Origin of the sequence: Paenibacillus lycopersici (assembly GCF_010119935.1) — a bacterium.
Lineage (GTDB): Bacteria > Bacillota > Bacilli > Paenibacillales > Paenibacillaceae > Paenibacillus_Z > Paenibacillus_Z lycopersici.
In genome coordinates this window covers 5424199-5441461 of record NZ_CP048209.1, presented here as the reverse complement: position 1 = coordinate 5441461, position 17263 = coordinate 5424199, and the positions used below count along the sequence as shown (strand labels likewise).

General features: G+C 60.8%; 14 protein-coding genes and 1 pseudogene. 11 read left to right on the top strand and 4 right to left on the bottom strand.

All coding sequences use genetic code 11. From position 1 onward, the window contains the following. Positions 1 to 2 precede the first annotated feature (2 nt). The 5 genes from GXP70_RS23865 to gntK all read left to right on the top strand — a co-directional run bounded on the left by GXP70_RS23865 (position 3) and on the right by gntK (position 7003). A complete protein-coding gene (locus GXP70_RS23865) occupies positions 3 to 1376 on the top strand; it encodes an ATP-binding protein (protein ID WP_162359138.1) in 1374 nt (457 codons plus the stop codon). 119 nt (positions 1377 to 1495) lie between these two features. After that, positions 1496 to 3079 carry a leucyl aminopeptidase gene (locus GXP70_RS23860; protein WP_162359137.1) on the top strand — a complete coding sequence of 528 codons (1584 nt, stop codon included), beginning with the start codon at positions 1496 to 1498 and terminating at the stop codon, positions 3077 to 3079. 135 nt (positions 3080 to 3214) lie between these two features. Then, positions 3215 to 4531, top strand: coding sequence for an MFS transporter (locus tag GXP70_RS23855; protein ID WP_162359136.1), 1317 nt, complete (start codon positions 3215 to 3217; stop codon positions 4529 to 4531). 161 nt (positions 4532 to 4692) lie between these two features. Then, complete coding sequence (locus GXP70_RS23850) at positions 4693 to 5403, top strand: DNA alkylation repair protein (RefSeq protein ID WP_162360653.1); 711 nt, start codon at positions 4693 to 4695, stop codon at positions 5401 to 5403. Positions 5404 to 5452: 49 nt separating this feature from the next. Next, positions 5453 to 7003, top strand: a complete 1551-nt coding sequence (gene gntK, locus GXP70_RS23845; protein ID WP_162359135.1) for a gluconokinase — start codon at positions 5453 to 5455, stop codon at positions 7001 to 7003. A gap of 22 nt (positions 7004 to 7025) precedes the next feature. On the opposite strand, the gene GXP70_RS23840 is transcribed toward gntK, so the two are convergent. Further along, positions 7026 to 7583, bottom strand: a complete 558-nt coding sequence (locus GXP70_RS23840) for a hypothetical protein (RefSeq protein WP_162359134.1) — start codon at positions 7581 to 7583, stop codon at positions 7026 to 7028. Positions 7584 to 7787: 204 nt separating this feature from the next. Between GXP70_RS23840 and GXP70_RS23835 the strand changes: the two genes are divergently transcribed. Beyond that, positions 7788 to 9035 carry a cytochrome P450 gene (locus GXP70_RS23835; protein ID WP_162359133.1) on the top strand — a complete coding sequence of 416 codons (1248 nt, stop codon included), beginning with the start codon at positions 7788 to 7790 and terminating at the stop codon, positions 9033 to 9035. Between the two features lie 157 nt (positions 9036 to 9192). Here GXP70_RS23835 and GXP70_RS23830 read toward each other — a convergent pair whose 3' ends face one another. Then, a complete protein-coding gene (locus tag GXP70_RS23830) occupies positions 9193 to 10266 on the bottom strand; it encodes a M42 family metallopeptidase (RefSeq protein WP_162359132.1) in 1074 nt (357 codons plus the stop codon). A gap of 181 nt (positions 10267 to 10447) precedes the next feature. Between GXP70_RS23830 and GXP70_RS23825 the strand changes: the two genes are divergently transcribed. Then, positions 10448 to 11230 carry a hypothetical protein gene (locus GXP70_RS23825; RefSeq protein WP_162359131.1) on the top strand — a complete coding sequence of 261 codons (783 nt, stop codon included), beginning with the start codon at positions 10448 to 10450 and terminating at the stop codon, positions 11228 to 11230. A 239-nt stretch (positions 11231 to 11469) separates the two neighbouring features. Here GXP70_RS23825 and GXP70_RS29920 read toward each other — a convergent pair. Together GXP70_RS29920 and GXP70_RS23810 are read right to left on the bottom strand one after the other, a co-directional pair. Further along, a pseudogene (locus GXP70_RS29920) lies at positions 11470 to 11877 on the bottom strand (transposase); the annotation flags it as partial. Positions 11878 to 12367: 490 nt separating this feature from the next. Then, complete coding sequence (locus GXP70_RS23810; RefSeq protein ID WP_162359129.1) at positions 12368 to 13111, bottom strand: Bax inhibitor-1/YccA family protein; 744 nt, start codon at positions 13109 to 13111, stop codon at positions 12368 to 12370. Between the two features lie 185 nt (positions 13112 to 13296). Here GXP70_RS23810 and GXP70_RS23805 point away from each other — a divergent pair, with 185 nt between their 5' ends. From GXP70_RS23805 to GXP70_RS23790, 4 genes are all read left to right on the top strand, one after another. Then, entirely contained in the window at positions 13297 to 14448 is a 1152-nt protein-coding gene (locus GXP70_RS23805) for an FG-GAP repeat domain-containing protein (protein WP_162359128.1), read from the top strand. A 102-nt stretch (positions 14449 to 14550) separates the two neighbouring features. Next, positions 14551 to 15315 (top strand): SDR family NAD(P)-dependent oxidoreductase, encoded by a 765-nt coding sequence (locus tag GXP70_RS23800; RefSeq protein ID WP_162359127.1) that lies wholly within the window; start codon positions 14551 to 14553, stop codon positions 15313 to 15315. A gap of 137 nt (positions 15316 to 15452) precedes the next feature. Continuing rightward, the gene (gene dgoD / locus GXP70_RS23795; RefSeq protein ID WP_162359126.1) at positions 15453 to 16586 is read left to right on the top strand and encodes a galactonate dehydratase; all 1134 of its coding nucleotides are present in this window, start codon (positions 15453 to 15455) and stop codon (positions 16584 to 16586) included. 153 nt (positions 16587 to 16739) lie between these two features. Continuing rightward, positions 16740 to 17225 (top strand): hypothetical protein, encoded by a 486-nt coding sequence (locus tag GXP70_RS23790; RefSeq protein WP_162359125.1) that lies wholly within the window; start codon positions 16740 to 16742, stop codon positions 17223 to 17225. Positions 17226 to 17263: the final 38 nt, after the last annotated feature.

Sequence of the window (17263 nt, the reverse complement as noted above, 5' to 3'; positions counted from 1 at the left end):
ACATGCAGGCAATACGCATGCGGTATTTCCCTGCCCTCGCTGAGTACATGCGCAGCGGCAGTGAAGCTTCGCTATTCGAGGCTTCGGAAATCGGCAAGATGCTTCAGGATATCCATCCGGAGGATATTATCGCGGTACACGATGAATCCATGCAAACGCTAGTAGCAAACGTCGATTCGGAAGAAGCGCTGCGGCTGTATAGCCGCTCGTTTATTTTTCTGATCGAACTCATGGTCGCATTCCGGTTCCGGGTGCAGCCGGAGCAAAGCTCGGAGCAGCGCTTCAGCGAGATGCGGGACATGCTGCTCCGCTCCCACCGATCGTTTCGGATGGTCAAGAATAAATACGAGAACGTGCTGCAGCATATGGACAGCGGCATCGCGATTTTCGACGGAGACGGCATGCTGTCCTTCATCAACGTACAGATGGCCAAGCTCCTTGACATTCCCCGCACGACGCTCATCGGCTGCAATATTATCGATATGCTGTCGCACCGGCGGCTTAAGAAGAGCACGAAACGGATCATTCTGCGGCTGTACAAGGAGACGTTCCTCCGGCGAAGCCGATACCTGGAATTCGTGGATGCGAACGGGCGTACGCTGCTCGTAACGGTGACGTATGGCGACCAGCTGGACGGGGATTACCTGTTCAGCGTGAAGGACGTGACGGAATACAAGCAGATCGAACAGTCGGCCTACCAGAACGACAAGCTCGCGATGCTTGGGAAGATCGCAGCCTCGATCGCCCACGAAATCCGCAATCCGCTGACGTCGATCCGCGGTTTCATACAGCTGCTGCAGCCCCACCTCACCCTGCTGGGCAAGGAGGAATATTCGCGCATTATCCTGACGGAAATCGATCGCGCCAACGACATTATCTATGAATTTCTGAATTCCTCGAAGCCTTCCGCGCCGATGACGCAGAAGGTGCGCATCAACAACTTGCTGAAGGAAGTCATTCTCTTGTCGGACAGCGAGGCGCTGATGAAGGGCTGTCAAATCCAATTCGAGACGTACGATGAGGAAATCGCGGTGTCGATCGACGTCAAGCAGGTCAAGCAGGTCGTACTCAACATCGTCCGCAACGCGATGGATGCCATCGGCGAACTGCAGGACGAGCGGGGCGGCAGAATCGACATTATCACGCGGCGGGACGGCCGCGACGCCGAAATTACGATCAGGGACAACGGCCATGGCATGGATCCCGTGACCCAAGCTAAGCTGTTCGACCCGTTCTTCACGACGAAGGCGGCGGGTACGGGCCTCGGGCTGTCGGTCAGCTACCGGATCGTGCGGAATCATGGCGGCAAGATTCGCGTGGCGAGCAACGCCGGCGAAGGAACGGAGTTCAAGATCTATTTGCCATTGGCGGAATAAACGATTAGAATCGGGTTAAGACCCGGCCAGCCTAGCGAGGAACCGGGGAAATCCCGGTTTTTCGCGCTGTTACGGGCGGTTGATTAGAATAGCGAACGGATTGGAGGATGTTCATTCGAATGGGCATTCAATTTACATACGGGCCAGGCGCGAACGATGCGCCGGCCGACGGATTCGATGTCGTCGTGGCGTTCGTTAGCAAGCTGGAGTTGAACGGCGGCGGGCCGTGGATTCACGACGCGCTGGACGAAGCGATGAGGCAGCATGCGGCCAAAGAGCTGTTCAAGGCCGAGCCCAAGGAGACGCTCGTGCTGCCGACGCTCGGCCTGTATCCGGCCGCGCATGTCGTCTACGTCGGCATCGATCCGCCGGAATGCTTGACGACGGACGGATTGCGCGATGCGGCGGCCGCGGCGGCGAAGGCCGCGAAGCGATTGAAGGCGGCTGCGGTGAAGCAGCTGCTGCCGGCATGCCTGTCCGGCTCAGTGCCGGAGGCCGCGGAGGGCACGCAATCGTTGCCTGCGCAAGCGTTTACGTTGAAGCAAGCCGCGCAGGCATTGACGGAAGGGTACCTGCTCGGACTGCACGCGCGCAAGACGGCGAAGCGGGCCGACGCGCGCCGGCAACCGCTTGTCGCGTCCGTCGCCTTCGAGCAGACGGCCGCGTTATCGGACGACGAGGCGGCAGCTGCGGCGGCGGCGGAGTGGGAAGCCGGCATCCGCCGCGGCACCGTATTCGCGGAAGCCGTCATGTATGCCCGGGATCTGACAAACTTGCCGGCCAACGCGCTCGTTCCCGCGCAGCTGGCGGACGAAGCGCAGCGGCTCGCTGCCGGCTGCGGCTTCGACTGCGAGATCATCGACGAGACCGCCGCGGAAGCGCAGGGCATGGGTGGCTTGATCGGCGTCGGCAAGGGGAGCGTCCATCCGCCGCGCATGATCGTCATTCGCTATGAAGGCAATCCGGACGACGCGGACAGATGGGGCATCGTCGGCAAAGGCATCACGTTCGATACCGGCGGCATCTCGCTTAAGAAAGGCCCCGGCATGGAAGAGATGATATCGGACATGGGCGGCGCGGCGGCGGTGCTCGGCCTGGTGAAGATTTTCGGCGAGCTGAAGCCGCGCTGCAACGCCGTCTTCGTCATTCCGACGGCGGAGAATATGCCGTCGGACCGCGCCTACAAGCCCGGCGACGTGCTGACGATGATGAACGGCACGACGGTGGAGATCGTCAACACGGACGCGGAGGGCAGGCTCGTGCTGGCCGACGGGCTCACGACGGCGATCCGCGGCGGCGCGACGAAGCTCATCGACGTCGCGACGCTGACCGGGGCCGTCCTCGTCCTGCTCGGCAGCTTGGCGACGGGCTCGGTGACGAACGACGAAGCGCTGCAGCAGCAGGTCATCGCGGCCTCCAAGCTGGCGGGCGAGCGGATATGGCCTCTGCCGCCGTACGCGGAATTCCGCCGGCAGCTGGACAGCGAGGCGGCGGACATGAAGAACGGCGCCGGCCGCTACGGCGCGGCCAGCATCGGCGGATTGTTCATCGGCGCCTTCGCGGAGGATAAGCCGTGGGTGCACTTGGACATTGCGGGCACGGCCTGGCTGGAGCGGGACCGGTCTTGGGAAGCCAAGGGCGGAACGGGCGTCATGGTGCGGACGCTGGGCGAGCTGCTGGCCGGCGGCCTGGACGGCGCTTGACGGGAAGCGCTGCTTTCTCTGGTAGACAGAAATCGAGATAGAGATAGAGATAGAGATAGAGAATCATAGCGAAATACACGGATAGAGATCGATGCAGACATCCAGAGATACTACGGGGAGCTGGAAGAAGAGGTCATGTTGTCATTTTGGAATCACGTGATGTCGGTGTTTCGCCGCAAACATTTATCCGATCAGCGAAGGGGGCTGCTGACTTCCATTACGGAAGGCATTCCGGCCAATATCATCGCGAACTTGCTGGGCGGGCCCATCCTTACGATCTATGTCGTCTATCTCGGAGGAACGGCGTCGGACGTCGGGCTCGTCGTCGCGATTCCGGCGCTGGCGAACCTCGTGCAGCTCGTCGCCGCCTTCTACATTCAGCGGTTTACGAACAGGCGCCTGCTGCTGGCCGTATTCGCCATCACGCACCGGACGATCTGGATCGCAACGGGACTTATTCCGTTCTTCGTTACGGCGTCGCTTCGGGTCGACGTGTTCATCGGCATGTTCCTGCTGTCTTTCGTCTGCGCTTCAACGAGCTCGGTATTCTGGACGTCGATCATCGCGGACATGGTGCCCGCGCAGGTACGGGGCCGATATTTCGGCATTCGCAATACGATCCATTGGGCGGTGGCGAGCGTATCCCTGCTGATCGGCGGGCAGATTCTCGAGCAGCTGGATGAGCGGACCGGCTTCGTCCTTCTCTATGCCGTAAGCGCGGCATGCACGGTCTGGAACGCGGTCGAGCTGCTGCGGTATCCGAATCTGCCGTTCGAACGGTCGGCCGCGTCAAGCTCCGCCGCGCTGTTCGGTAAACCGCTCCGGGATGTCGTATATATGAAGGCGACGGTATTCATCGCCGCATTCATTCTGCTGCAGAATATCGCCGTGCCGCTGTTCTCGTACGTCATGCTGGAAACGCTGCGGCTGAGCAAGCAATGGATTACCGTCATCACGACGGTTCAAATGGTCGTGACGATGTTCAGCTATTATTACTGGGGCACTATGAACGCGAGATACGCGACCCGCACGCTGCTGCTCTGGACGCTGCCGATTATCGCGGCTTCCTGCGTCCTCTGGGCGGGCATCGCGATCTTGCCGGTCATCCTCGTGCTCGTGATCGTGAACGTCACGCTCGGCGTCGGGCTCGGCGGTTATAATTTGCTCATCTTCAACTTCATTATCGGCGATACGCCGAAATCCGATCGTCCGATGTACGTGGCGGTATTCTCCGCCTTAACAGGCATGACGGGCTTCATCGGTCCGCTGCTCGGCGGATGGATCTACAAGCAGATCGAGGACGGCGCGTACTGGCTGCAGAGCTACGGCGTGTCCGCGTTCATCGGCATCGGCCTGCTCGTGCTCACGGCGGCGGTCGGGCCGTTCGTGCTCAGGGCCGCCCCGGCGATCCCTCCATCGCCGGGGCTGGAAGAGAAGGGCATCGGCAGCTAACCGTCCGGACCAGGCAAGGAGCAAGCGCCGCGCTGCAGCATGCAGCGCGGCGCTTGCTGCGTGAGAACGGCCGGCAATCATGCTATAGTAATGGAATAAACCGATGCGAGAACGAAAGCATAACGGGTGCTTGCCATCCGGGAAGGCGGTGCATATTGGCGATGACTTACGAAGACGTCATGCGGCAGCTGGAAAGCATGGGTTCCGAGCAGACGAAGCGGACGTTCATGAACCACGGCGCGCGGGAGCCGCTCTTCGGCGTGAAGATCGGCGATTTGAAGAAGCTGGTCAAAGCGGTGAAGAAGGATCAGGCGCTTGCGGCCGCGCTCTATGAATCCGGCGTGAGCGACGCGATGTATTTGGCCGGCCTGACGGTCGATCCCGCCTCGCTGCCGCCGGAGCGGCTGCGGGATTGGGCGAACCGCGCGAACTGGTACTTGCTGGCGGAAACGACCGTCGCCGGGCTGGCGGCGGAAAGCCGGTACGGCAGGGAGCTGGCTCTGGAATGGATGGCCTCTCCGCAAGAGCTGGTCGCGGCTTGCGGCTGGAGCACGTATGCGAATTTGCTCTCGATTGCGCCGGACGGGCAGTTGGCTGTCGAGGAGCTGCGCGCCCTGCTGCGCGAAGCGGCCGAACGTATCCACGGGGAACCCCGCGATCGCGTCCGTTACGCCATGAACATGTTCATTATCTCGGCAGGCGGTTACGTGGAGGCGTTGTACGAGGACGCGCTGGCCGCCGCGGCCGCGATCGGCAAAGTGCGCGTCAAGGTCGGCAATACGGCCTGCAAAGTGCCGGTCGCAAGCGATTACATCGCCAAGATGGCCGCGATGGGCAAACGAGGACATAAACGCAAAACCTGCATCTGCTAGGCGATCCATGCGGGCAGTACAGGATTGGAGAAAGAAGGTACATTCGGGAATGAATCATCAGCAGGCTACATATATGATCGGCATCGATATCGGAACGACTAGCACGAAGTCGGTGCTGTTCCGCGAGAACGGGGAGGTCGTTGCAACCGCGCATGAGGGCTATCCGCTCTATACGCCGACGCCGGCAGTCGCGGAGCAGGATCCGGAGCTTATATTCGCGGCGGTCGTCTCGACGGTCAAGCAAGCGGTGGCGGCAGCAGGCATCGAAGCGGGCGCGGTGCTGCTGGCATCGTTCAGCTCGGCCATGCACAGCGTCATTCCGATCGACGCGGCGGACAGGCCGCTTATGCATTGTTTGACGTGGGCGGACAACCGCAGCGAAGGCTGGGCGGCCAAGCTGAAGAACGACATGAACGGCCATGCGCTCTATCGGCGGACGGGAACGCCGATCCATCCGATGTCGCCGATTACGAAGCTGATGTGGCTGCGGCACGACATGCCGGAGCTGTTCAAGCGCGCATGGAAATTCGTATCCATCAAAGAGTTCGTGTTCGGCAAGCTGTTCGGCGAATACGTCATTGACCATTCCATCGCGTCCGCGACCGGGATGTTCAACCTGGAACGGCTGGATTGGGACGCGGAGGCGCTGGACATCGCGGGCGTCGGGCCGGAGCGGCTGTCGGCGCTTGTACCGACGACGCATGTCATGCGCGGCATGAAGCCGGAATACGCGGAGGCGATGGGGCTGCTGCCGGAGACGCCGTTCGTCGTCGGCGCGAGCGACGGCGTCTTGTCCAATCTCGGCGTGAACGCGATCGATCCCGGCGTCGTCGCCGTAACGATCGGCACGAGCGGCGCGGTGCGCACGGTCGTGGACAAGCCCGTGACGGACCCGAAGGGCCGGTACTTCTGCTACGCGCTGACGGCGGACAAATGGGTGATCGGCGGCGCGGTCAATAACGGCGGGGTTATCTTCCGCTGGCTGAAGGACGAGCTTGGCGCCGCCGAGATCGAAGCGGCGCGGCGGCTCGGCCAAGACCCGTACGATTTGCTGACGCAAATCATGGGGCAGGTGCGGCCGGGCTCGGACGGGCTGCTGTTCCATCCGTATTTGACGGGGGAGCGGGCGCCGCTCTGGAACGCCGACGCGCGCGGCTCGTTCTTCGGGCTGACGCTCCACCACGGCCGGGAGCATATGATTCGTGCCGTGCTGGAAGGCATCAATTATAATTTGTACGCCGTGCTGAAGGCGCTGGAGGAGACGACGGGCAAGCCGCGGCGCATTCACGCCACGGGCGGCTTCGCGCGCTCGGAGCTGTGGCGGCAAATGATGGCCGATGTGTTCGACCGGGAGGTCGTCATTCCGGAGAGCTTCGAGAGCTCCTGTCTCGGCGCCGTCGTGCTCGGCCTGGTCGCGCTCGGACGGGCGGATTCGTTCGCCGTCGTCTCGCGGATGGTCGGCGCCACGCTCGCGCATCAGCCGGACGAACAAGCAGCAGCCCTCTATCGAAGGCTGCTGCCGATTTACTTGCGGATCGCGGACAAGCTGGAGGACGAATACGCGGACATCGCGGCGTTCCAGCGCAGCTTGTTCGACTGATTGTTTGCCGCTGCATCCAGCGCTAGCGTTTGCCGATATCGTGATTGATCGCGATCATGCCGATCACCTGCGGCTTATCGATACTGCCGCCGAACCAGACTTCGCCGTTGCCGACCATGACGCCCTGATAGTTGATGAACAGCCGGTCGAACGATTGGTTCGCGACGGCGTCCCGGACCGGCTTCGTCATAATGGCATCGTACTGGTCGACGAATTCGCGGCGCGTCGGGATCAACTCCGACCCGGACGCGCCGTTGACGCGAAGCGGGTACAGGATATAATTCGCGACCTCGGCTTTGTCGCCTTTGGCGATGGCCGTCTTCACGGCATTGAACACCTTCTGGAACTCGCGCGGATCGGTGATGCCGGCGGTTTCGAACGGATTCTCGCCTGCGTTCACCTTGTCGGAGATCGGCGTGCCGGCCTTGACGGCGCGATCTTCCGCGGCGGAGGCGCTTTTGTTATCGGATGCCTTCCCGCAGCCGGAGGCGGCCATCAAAGCGATGGCGATTAGAGCGGCGGATAGCAGCCGCAAGCATAAATGAACGGGGGCGAGCTGCCCGGACGACGATTCTCTCATTCTCATACACCCTTCCTTTACTTCTAGCCTTTCACAATACGGACGAAGCGATACCGGCTAATGTTTCGAGTCGGGTTTATGAAAATAGTGGATGCGCGCCGGGCAGGAACTCGCGGCCGCGATGCTGAAACTAGTAGAAGACCGTCTTGTCCCGGACTATCGCCAGGGGCAGCAAAATCCGTCATGCGCAAAGGAGTGTAGCCGTTGAGCAAGCAGCAGACGTCTTTCGATAAGGCCGGAATCGCCGCGTGGTTCGCCGCATATTCGGATGACATGCACCGGGATCCTTATCCGTTCTACCGGTATTTGCTTGAGCAGGAGCCCGTCCTTCATCTTGAAGAGCGGTGGACGTGGATCGTGTCGCGTTTCGAGGACGTAAGCCGGGTATTGAAGGATCCGCTGTTCGTCCGCGAGTATCGGAACGCGGTGCCCGAGAATCAAGAGATGCCGTCCGTATCGGCGGAATGGAAGCCGGTTGACGGCATGCTGAACAATTGGATGCTGTTCCGCGACGCGCCCGCCCATACCCGGCTGCGCGGACTGGTCAGCCATGCGTTCACGCCGCGAACGATGGAACGGCTGAAGCCGGTCATTCAGGAGATCGCCGATTTCTTGGCGGACGGCATGGCGGAACAATCGCGCCCCGATCTGATCGCTTCGTACGCCTTCACGCTGCCGGTCATCGTCATCGCGGATCTGCTCGGCGTTCCATCCGAAGACCGGGCGCTGTTCAGAAACTGGTCGCATGCGTTCGCCAAAGTGCTGGAAGGCGTCGATCAGTCGCCGCAATACGTGGAACAGACCATCCGGGCGACGAATGAGATTTCCGCGTATTTCAAGGATTTGATCGCGCAGCGGCGCACGTCGCCCCGCGAAGACATGATCAGCGATCTGCTCGCCGCGCAAGAAGAGCAGTCCGACGTCTTGACCGAGCAGGAGATGATCGCGACCTGCGTGCTGCTGCTCGTCGCCGGCCACGAGACGACCGTGAATCTGATCGGCAACGCGGTGCGCCTGCTGCTGTCCGAGCCCGGCGAGCTTGCCCGGCTGTCGGAACGGCCCAAACTTGCGGCGACGGCGGTCGAAGAAGCGCTGCGCTACGAAAGCCCCGTACAGATGACGGGGCGGATCGCGTCCGCCGACGTCGAGATCGGGGGACGAACGATTCGCCGCGGGCAGTTCGTCCAGGTCATGCTCGGAGCGGCGAACCGCGATGCCGCCCAGTTCGCGGAGCCGGACCGGTTCGATATCGCCCGTCAGCCGAACCGCCATCTCGCGTTCGCGACGGGGGCGCATTTCTGTCTCGGCGCGCCGCTTGCGCGCCTGGAGGGCGAGATCGCCCTTCGGACGCTGGCAAGCCGCTTTCCGAACATGCGCCTGACGGACGACAAGCCCGACTGGCAGCCGAATATATTGTTCCGCGGGCACCGGACGCTGCCCGTGCTCCTGTAGCGCTTCGCGCGCATGCGCAAACACGCCGGTCGATCGCGACCGGCGTGTTTCGTCAAGGCAGGTTAGCGGTGGTCAGATGGACGCATCCATCGTTCAGCGCTGCCGTTCGGCGCCGTCGTTCAGCACCGACATTCAGCACCGCCGTTCGGCGTTCAGGCTAGGCGCGGTCGAGGATCGTCCGGTAGGTCGACGCGTCGCAGTTCGCGACGAGCTTCACGAGCAATTCCTTGGCCGCGTCGTAATCGTCGGTATGCAGCACGGAAGCGGACGTATGGATGTAGCGCGCGCAAACGCCGATGACCGTCGACGGAATGCCGCTGCCCTGCGTATGGACGGCGCCGGCGTCGGTACCGCCCGGCGACACGAAATACTGATACGGAATGTTATGGGTGGACGCCGTATCGAGAACGTATTCGACCATGCCGCGGTGGGTGAGCATCGTCGGGTCGTAGATGCGCAGCAGCGCGCCCTGTCCGAGCTGGCCGAACGCCGTCTTGTCGCCGTTCATGTCGTTGGCGGCGCTGGCGTCCATCGCGAAGAACAGATCCGGCTTGATCAGGTTGGCGGCTGTCCGCGCGCCGCGCAGGCCGAGCTCTTCCTGTACCGTCGCGCCGGAATAGAGCACGTTCGGCAGCGGCTTGCCGTGCAGCTCTTTCAGCAGCTCGATGGCGAGGCCGACCCCGTAGCGGTTGTCCCAGGCTTTGGCCATAATCTTCTTCGGATTGGCCAGCGGCGTGAACGGGCAGTACGGTACGGCCTGCTGGCCGATGCGGATGCCGATCTCCTGCGCATGCGCTTTGCTGTCGGCTCCGATGTCGATGTACATGTTCTTCAGGTCGAGCGGCTTGCCGCGCGATGCCTCGTCGAGCAAATGCACCGGCGTCGTGCCGATAATGCCGGCGAGCGGCCCGTTGTCCGTCATGACCTGGATGCGCTGCGCCGGCAGCACTTGGCTGAACCAGCCGCCGAGCGTCTGGAAGCGAAGCATGCCGTTCTCCGTAATGCCGGTAATCAGGAAGCCGACCTCGTCCAAGTGGCCGGCCGCCATGATGACGGGCCCTTCCTCATTCCCGCGCAGCACGCCGAAGATGCTTCCTAGCCGGTCCTGCACGATCTCGCTCGTATATTTCTCCAATTCTCCGCGGACGAATCCACGCAGCTCCCGCTCGAAGCCGGACGCCGCTTGAAAGGCCGTCAACGTGCGGAACAGCTCCATCGTTTCTTGATTCATGATTACATTCCTCGCAATCTTTGAGAAGTCGTTCGGGTTCAAGCCTGTTCCCTTTCATTTTACCGTCTTTGGCGCCCGGGGTAAAATCGCCGCATGCTTCAGGTGAATCCGGCATCCTCTTGCTGGGTTGTATGCAACATTTTGGGAAATCATGCGTACTACAAGCAAAGGAGGCGATGGAATGCTGTCCAGTGCCATTCGCAAATTGCCCGGCTTGCCGCTGCTCGTCGGGCTGCCGGTCGCCGTGGACGGCTTGTCCGCATTAACCGGCATCATGATGAACGGTTTTCACGGCAGTCCGCATCTGACGTTCAAGCTGGCATTCCAGATGGGAATGCCGTCGATCAGCGCCGTCACCGAGCAGCGGTTCATGGCAGGTACGGTGCAATTGAACGCGGACGGGGGATTTCACGCCGGCAGCGTCGCCGCCGCGCTGCTTGCGGCGGTGGCGTTTCTGCTGATTCAAGCGTTCTTCCAGGGCGGCTATATCGGGCTGCTCCGCGAAGCGGCCAGCGAGCGGCCCGTCTCAATGAACGTATTCGGACGATACGGCAGACGGTTCTTCGGAAGGTTCCTGCTGCTCAACCTGCTTGTGCTGGGGCTGATGCTGGTCTTAGGCGGCTTGGCGCTCTTCGTGCTTCAAGGGCTTGGCGCCATCATCAGCGTGATCGCTTTTCTTATTCTCCGCATCTGGTTCGTCTATCTGGAATTTACGCTCGTCGCCCGAAACTGCACGATTCTGGAAGCGTTCCCGCTCGCGCTTCGGTCGTTTCGCAATCGCACCGGAGGGACGTCGGGGCTGATCGTCAAGGCGATCGTGTTGAACGTGCTGTTCGGGCTGCTGATCAATGCGCTGTGGGTGTCGTTCTTCTTCTTCCTGCTTCTGTTTCTGTACGATTATATTTTCGCCGGGATGCAGCTCGCGTTCATGGAAGAATACGAGCGGATCGAAGGTAGCGGCTGAAGACGGGGAGAACTCCGGCCGTTGTCGGCAATCGTAATTAAGCAAGCAATCAAGCAAATAAGCAAATAAGCAAACAAGCAAGCAAGCACAGCCCAGGCGCCTGACGCCAGGCGAATAACTCATCCACGCCTAGAGCGCAATAAAGAACCTTCAACGCATGGAGCGATGAAGGTTCAGACCGTAGAGAAACCCGCGGTTTTCAAAACGTCGGGTTTCTCTTTTTCGTTTCCGGTTCAATTTTAGGGCTTCGGAGGGCGAATTATCCCTCCGAAGCTCCTTTCCAGGTGGAGGGCAAGTTTCTTGTTCTGCACGGCGGCGGTCATCAACGCTTGTTCCATCACGTTGTGCAGCCCCCGCAATCGGCAATAGCGAAACCCATGGAGCTGTTTAGCATCCGCGAAGCTTCGCTCAATCGTTTCTTATCGTTTTCGGTACAGCCTTTTGCCTGACTTACTCAGACGGTTCAAGCGCACCTGCTCCTTACTGTCCTCCCAGATGTGCCGGGTGACGATCTTGCGTTTATTGCGGGATCTTTTGCACTTGTCCAGCATCGGGCAGGATGCACATTGTTGCAGATCCGAGGCATAGTGCCGGTAACCTTCGCGAGCTGTCGTTCGGTAAGGTAGTTCCTGTTGCTGCGGACGGATCGGTTCTTCGACATTGCCGGTGGCTGCTAGGTCGTCTTCATGGGCAACGGAACGGGCACAGAATCCGTTATTGGGTTGAAATCGGCAGGTTTGGGCTGGTGAACGGACACAGGATTCGTTATTGCCTCCGGAGAGCATCGGAAATCTGCCTTTCTGACGAAATAAAGGATCCTATGTCCGCGAGCATTTAAAAAGCCATGAAAACAGGCGAATAGCGGATCTCCTGTCCGGATGCAATGCTTATCGCAGACAGTGCTGCTGCCTATCTCCTTAAGCGATGTGAGCGTGAGCCAAACGGCCAGAGCTGTCTAAAGCTGGGGGAATGGGGATGCGGCCTCCAGTACTACCCGAGGGCAGCCGTTCAGGTTTACGAGCCATTCCGTTTCGTCGAACATGGGTTTCTCTACATGCCGAACCTTCACTGCATAGAGCGATGAAGGTTCGGCGTGCGATAGGAACGCTGCGCGGCTCGAGCGGACAAGCGTTCGAATTAGCGGCTCCGCAGCTTCGAAAGCAATCGGACGATCTCGATGTACAGCCATACGAGCGTCACGATCAGGCCGAAAGCCCCGTACCATTCCATGAACTTCGGCGCTCCGCGGTCGGCGCCTTGCTCGATGAAGTCGAAGTCCAGCACGAGATTGAGCGCCGCAACGACGACGATGACGAGTGAAATGCCGATGCCGGCGAGGCTGTTGTCATGCAGGTAAGGAACCGTGATCCCGAACATGTTCAGCACCATGCTGGCCAGATAGACGAGCGCGATGCCGGCCGTCGCCGCGAATACGCCAAGCTTGAATTTCTCGGACGCGCGGATGACCCGCATCTTGTAGGCGACGAGAAGCGCGAAGAACACGCACATCGTAATCAGGGCCGCCTGCAGGGTGATGCCGCCGTATTTGTTCTCGAAGCTTGCGCTGACCGCGCCCAGGAACGCCCCTTCCAGCGCCGCGTAGACCGGTACCAGGAACGGCGCGGTGCGCGGCGCGAAGCTGATGATCAGCGCGCAGATCAGTCCGCCGATTGCCCCGCCGATCGCGTATGGCGTCACGTCGCCGCCTTTGAAGTACATGCTCCACGTCGCGAACGCCGCCCCCAGCAGCACCGCCAGCGTTATGAACGTCTTGTTGACGGTGCCCTCGATCGTCATCCGCTCCGCGCCGGAGTACGAGCCTTGTCCCGAACGCTCGAACGTCTTGTCGTTCAACGCCGGATTGCCGCTTCTGCCTATCATAACCTCACACCTCATCGTCAGTTTTTAGCCATTATAGCATATGTTCGTCCTTCCTAAACATGTCAACTCCATCGGATTACCCCTGTAAACTGGACGATTACCCTATAGAGACCGCTTTCATCGCCCATTATAGTTAGGTTGAACAAGGCTTCTCACATCAGGGGAAGGAGTGTTGAATTATTGAAATGAAATGGACGCATATTTCGATAGATGCCCGAATGCCCGGCAAGGCGTGGGGCACGGGCGGCATCGGGCTGGGCGATTTCGACGGCGACGGCGACCTGGACGTTATCGTCTCCCGCCGGGAGACGCAGACCGCGTACTGGTACGAGCGCAAGAACGACGAAACCTGGATTCGGCATGTCGTCGGCACGGCGGAATCGCTGGCGGATGCGCTCGGCGGGGTCGCCGTCGACGTGGATCAGGACGGCCATCTCGATTACGTCTCGCATAACGTCTGGTTCAAGAACCCCGGCAACCTTGCGGACAATCCCGACGCGCCTTGGGAGGCTCATCCGTTCGAGGGCGGCGGTCACGATATCATCGCGGCGGATATTAACGGCGACGGCAAGACGGACATCGTCTGCTACGACGGCCGCGTGCTCTCGTGGTTCGATACGTCGAACGGGCTGAAGCGGACGATCATCGCCGACGGGCGCGACGATCATGGCGGCATCGCGCCTTGCGGCGCAGGCGACTTGACCGGAAGCGGCACCCTCGACATCGTGCTGCCCGGCGTCTGGTACGAGAATCCCGGCAACGGCTACGGCGAATGGAAGCGGCATGAATGGCCGCACCGGCCGATCCCGAATGCTTCCTACGGGACAAGCATGCGCACCTGGGTCGTGGATATTAACGGAGACGGCGTGAACGATATCGTTTACTCGGACTGCGACACGGCGTATTCGCACGTATATTGGGCCGAGAACCTGGGCGGCGGCGAGCGGTGGATCGTCCATCAGCTGCCCGACCCTCCGGGGCATCCCGATACGGGCTCGTTCCACTCGCTCGCCGTGGCGGATTTCAACCACGACGGCAAGCTGGAGATCTTTGCCGGCGAGCAGGAGGATCCGGACCGCGGCATGATGGACAGCGGGAAGCTGCCGATGAAGCCGCTCGGACTGAAGGAGCGCGGCATCATCTGGGTCAATGAAGGCGAGGACGGTTTGCCGGCGTTCAAACCGGTCGTCATCAGCGACAACAAGCCGGGCTGGCACGATGCGGTCATCGGGGACGTCAACGGCGACGGCAGCATCGACATCATCAGCAAGGAATGGCATGTGGAAGGGCCGAATTACCATATCGATTACTGGCGGAACGATACGTTGAAGAAGTAACGGACCGCCCGCTGCGCCTGGCCGACGAAGATCAGGCGCAGAATCGGAGCCCAAGCAGGGGCCGGCCGAACGTCGGCGCTCCAAGAAACGGGGGATGGGGAAATGGATCGGAAAGTGGCACTGGTTACCGGTTCGGGAAGAGGCATCGGCAGGGGAATTGCGCTGGCCTTCGCCAGGGCGGGCTATGACGTATGCGTCAATTATAGAAGCAGCGCGGAAGGCGCCGAAGCCGTCGTGAACGACATTCGCGCCATGGGCAGGCGCGCGGAGAAAGTACAGGCGGACATCTCGACGATCGAAGGCGTGGACAAGCTGTACACGGGCTTCCGCGAATTGTTCGACCGTCTGGACGTGTCGGTGCAGAATTCCGGCATTACGCGGATGAAGCCGTTTCTGGAGACGCCCCCGGAACTGTTCGACGAAGTGATGAACACGGATTTGAAAGGGCTTTATTTCTGCGCGCAGCGCGCGGCTAGAATCATGGTGGAGCTGGGAACGAAGGGCACGCTCATCCATATCAGCTCCAACCATGCGGAAGGCACATGGTCGAATTCGACGGTGTACGCCGCGGCGAAGGCGGCGGTCAACAAGCTGTCGAAGAACATGGCGCTCGACCTGGCGCCTCACGGCATCCGCGTCGTCGGCATTGCGCCGGGCTACACGCTGCTGGGCGAGCCGAAGGACGAACGGGTGCGCGGACATATTGCGAAGATCGCGTCCCATATCCCGCTTAACCGGTTTGCGACGACGAACGAGGTCGGAGAAGCGGCGGTGTTCCTCGCCTCCGACAATGCGGGCTACATGACGGGCACGACGGTGTACATGGACGGCGGCGCGCTCCTGCCGGTCTGGGCGGAGAAAGCATAGGCGGGACTTCTCGCCGCGCCCATGAAAGGCAGCAAGCAGCGACGAGCGTCTTATTCGCGTTTCCAGTCGCGACTTACGACTAACGAGTGACAAGTTACGAGGACCATTGACATGAGCCCAGGAGGAGACAATAAGCGATGAAAATCACCGATATGAAGCTGTACCATGTAAAACCCCGTTGGCTGTTTCTGAAGATCGAGACCGATGAAGGCATTAGCGGATGGGGAGAGCCGATCGTCGAAGGCCGCGCGCTGACCGTCGCAACGGCCGTCGAAGAGCTGAAGCGGTACCTGATCGGCGAAGATCCGCTGCGCATCGAGCATCACTGGCAAGTCATGTACAGAGGGTCGTTCTACCGCGGAGGCCCGGTGCTCGTCAGCGCGATCAGCGGCATCGAACAGGCGCTGTGGGATATCAAGGGCAAGTATTACAATATGCCCGTCTATGAAATGCTCGGCGGCAAAGTGCGCGAGAAAATCCGCATGTACAGCCATTGCGGCGGCGCGACGCCAAGCGACATGGGCGCGAACGCGAAGAAGAAGATGGATGCGGGCTTCGGTGCGATCAAGATCGGCGTCGACGCGCCGGTTCGCCAGGTCGACACGCTCGCGTTCGTAGAGAAAGTGACGTCGAATTTCGCGGCTATCCGCGAAGCCTGCGGCAGCGAGCTCGACATCGCGATCGACTTCCACGGCCGCGTGAGCCCGGCGATGTCGATCCGTCTCGCGGCCGCGCTGGAGCCGTACTATCCGATGTTCATCGAAGAGCCGTGCCTGCCGGAGAACGTGGACGCCCTGCTGCGCGTCGCGCAATCGACGAGCATTCCGATCGCCTCCGGCGAGCGGCTATTCACCCGCTGGGGCTTCCGCGAAGCGCTGGAGAAGGGCGCCATCGCCATCGTGCAGCCGGACCTGTGTCATGCCGGAGGCATATTCGAGGGCCGCAAAATCGCGGCTATGGCCGAGACGCATTATGCTTCCATCGCGCCGCATAACCCGCTCGGACCGATCTCGCTCGCTTCCTGCCTGCAGCTGGATGCCTGCACGCCGAACTTCCTCATTCAAGAGCACCCGTCCATGGCGGAGAAATGGGACCTTGGCGAAGGCTACCTGAAGCAGCCGTTCCAGGTCATCGACGGCCATATCGCCGTGCCGCAAGGTCCTGGCCTCGGCATCGAAATCGACGAAGAGATGCTGATCGAGCGCAGCTACGGCGGCGACTGGGATACGCCGCGCCTGGCGTACGAAGACGGCTCCTTCGCGGAGTGGTAATATCCGTCCCTTCGCGTCGAATTCGGGCGAACAAAAATGAAAATACCATTGACGCTCGCGACCGACTGCTTTATGCTCGATAAAGCTGCGTTTCATAGCAGAACGTGTCAGCTATGTTCCGCGTATTGAGCGTGAAAGGAAGGGTATTGCGCAATGGTTCTCCGTTCTATCGGGCTTGGTTTATTCATTATATTCGTTTATTGGCTGTCGTCGCATGCGCCGGGCATGCATATGCTGTTCTTCCCGACGCTGGGCGCCTTCGGGTTTCTGTTCATCACCCGCTCGCCGGGCATGCCCGAGCTTGTCGGCATCGCCGGCGGCGCCGTGCTGTCCTCGGTCGTCGGCACGCTTGCCTACACCGTCAACAACGGCATGGCTTCGTTATTCGTCAGCACGCTCTTCACGATCTGGCTGGTCCGCCGGCTGAAGCTTAACGCGCCGCCGATCGTGGCCGTGTCGCTGATTCCGTTCTTCGCGCATCCCGAGCTGCCATGGGTCGCCCCGTTATCCGTGGCGTTGTCCCTCGCGGGCCTGGTAGCCGTGCTCGGGTTCGTATACGTCGTGGAACGGGTAATGGCCCGCATGGAAGCGGCCAAGCTGCAGCTTGGCCAAGGCGTCCGGATGGATGTCGATCAATAGACGCTCAACCAACACTCGCATTACTTGCCATACTCGCA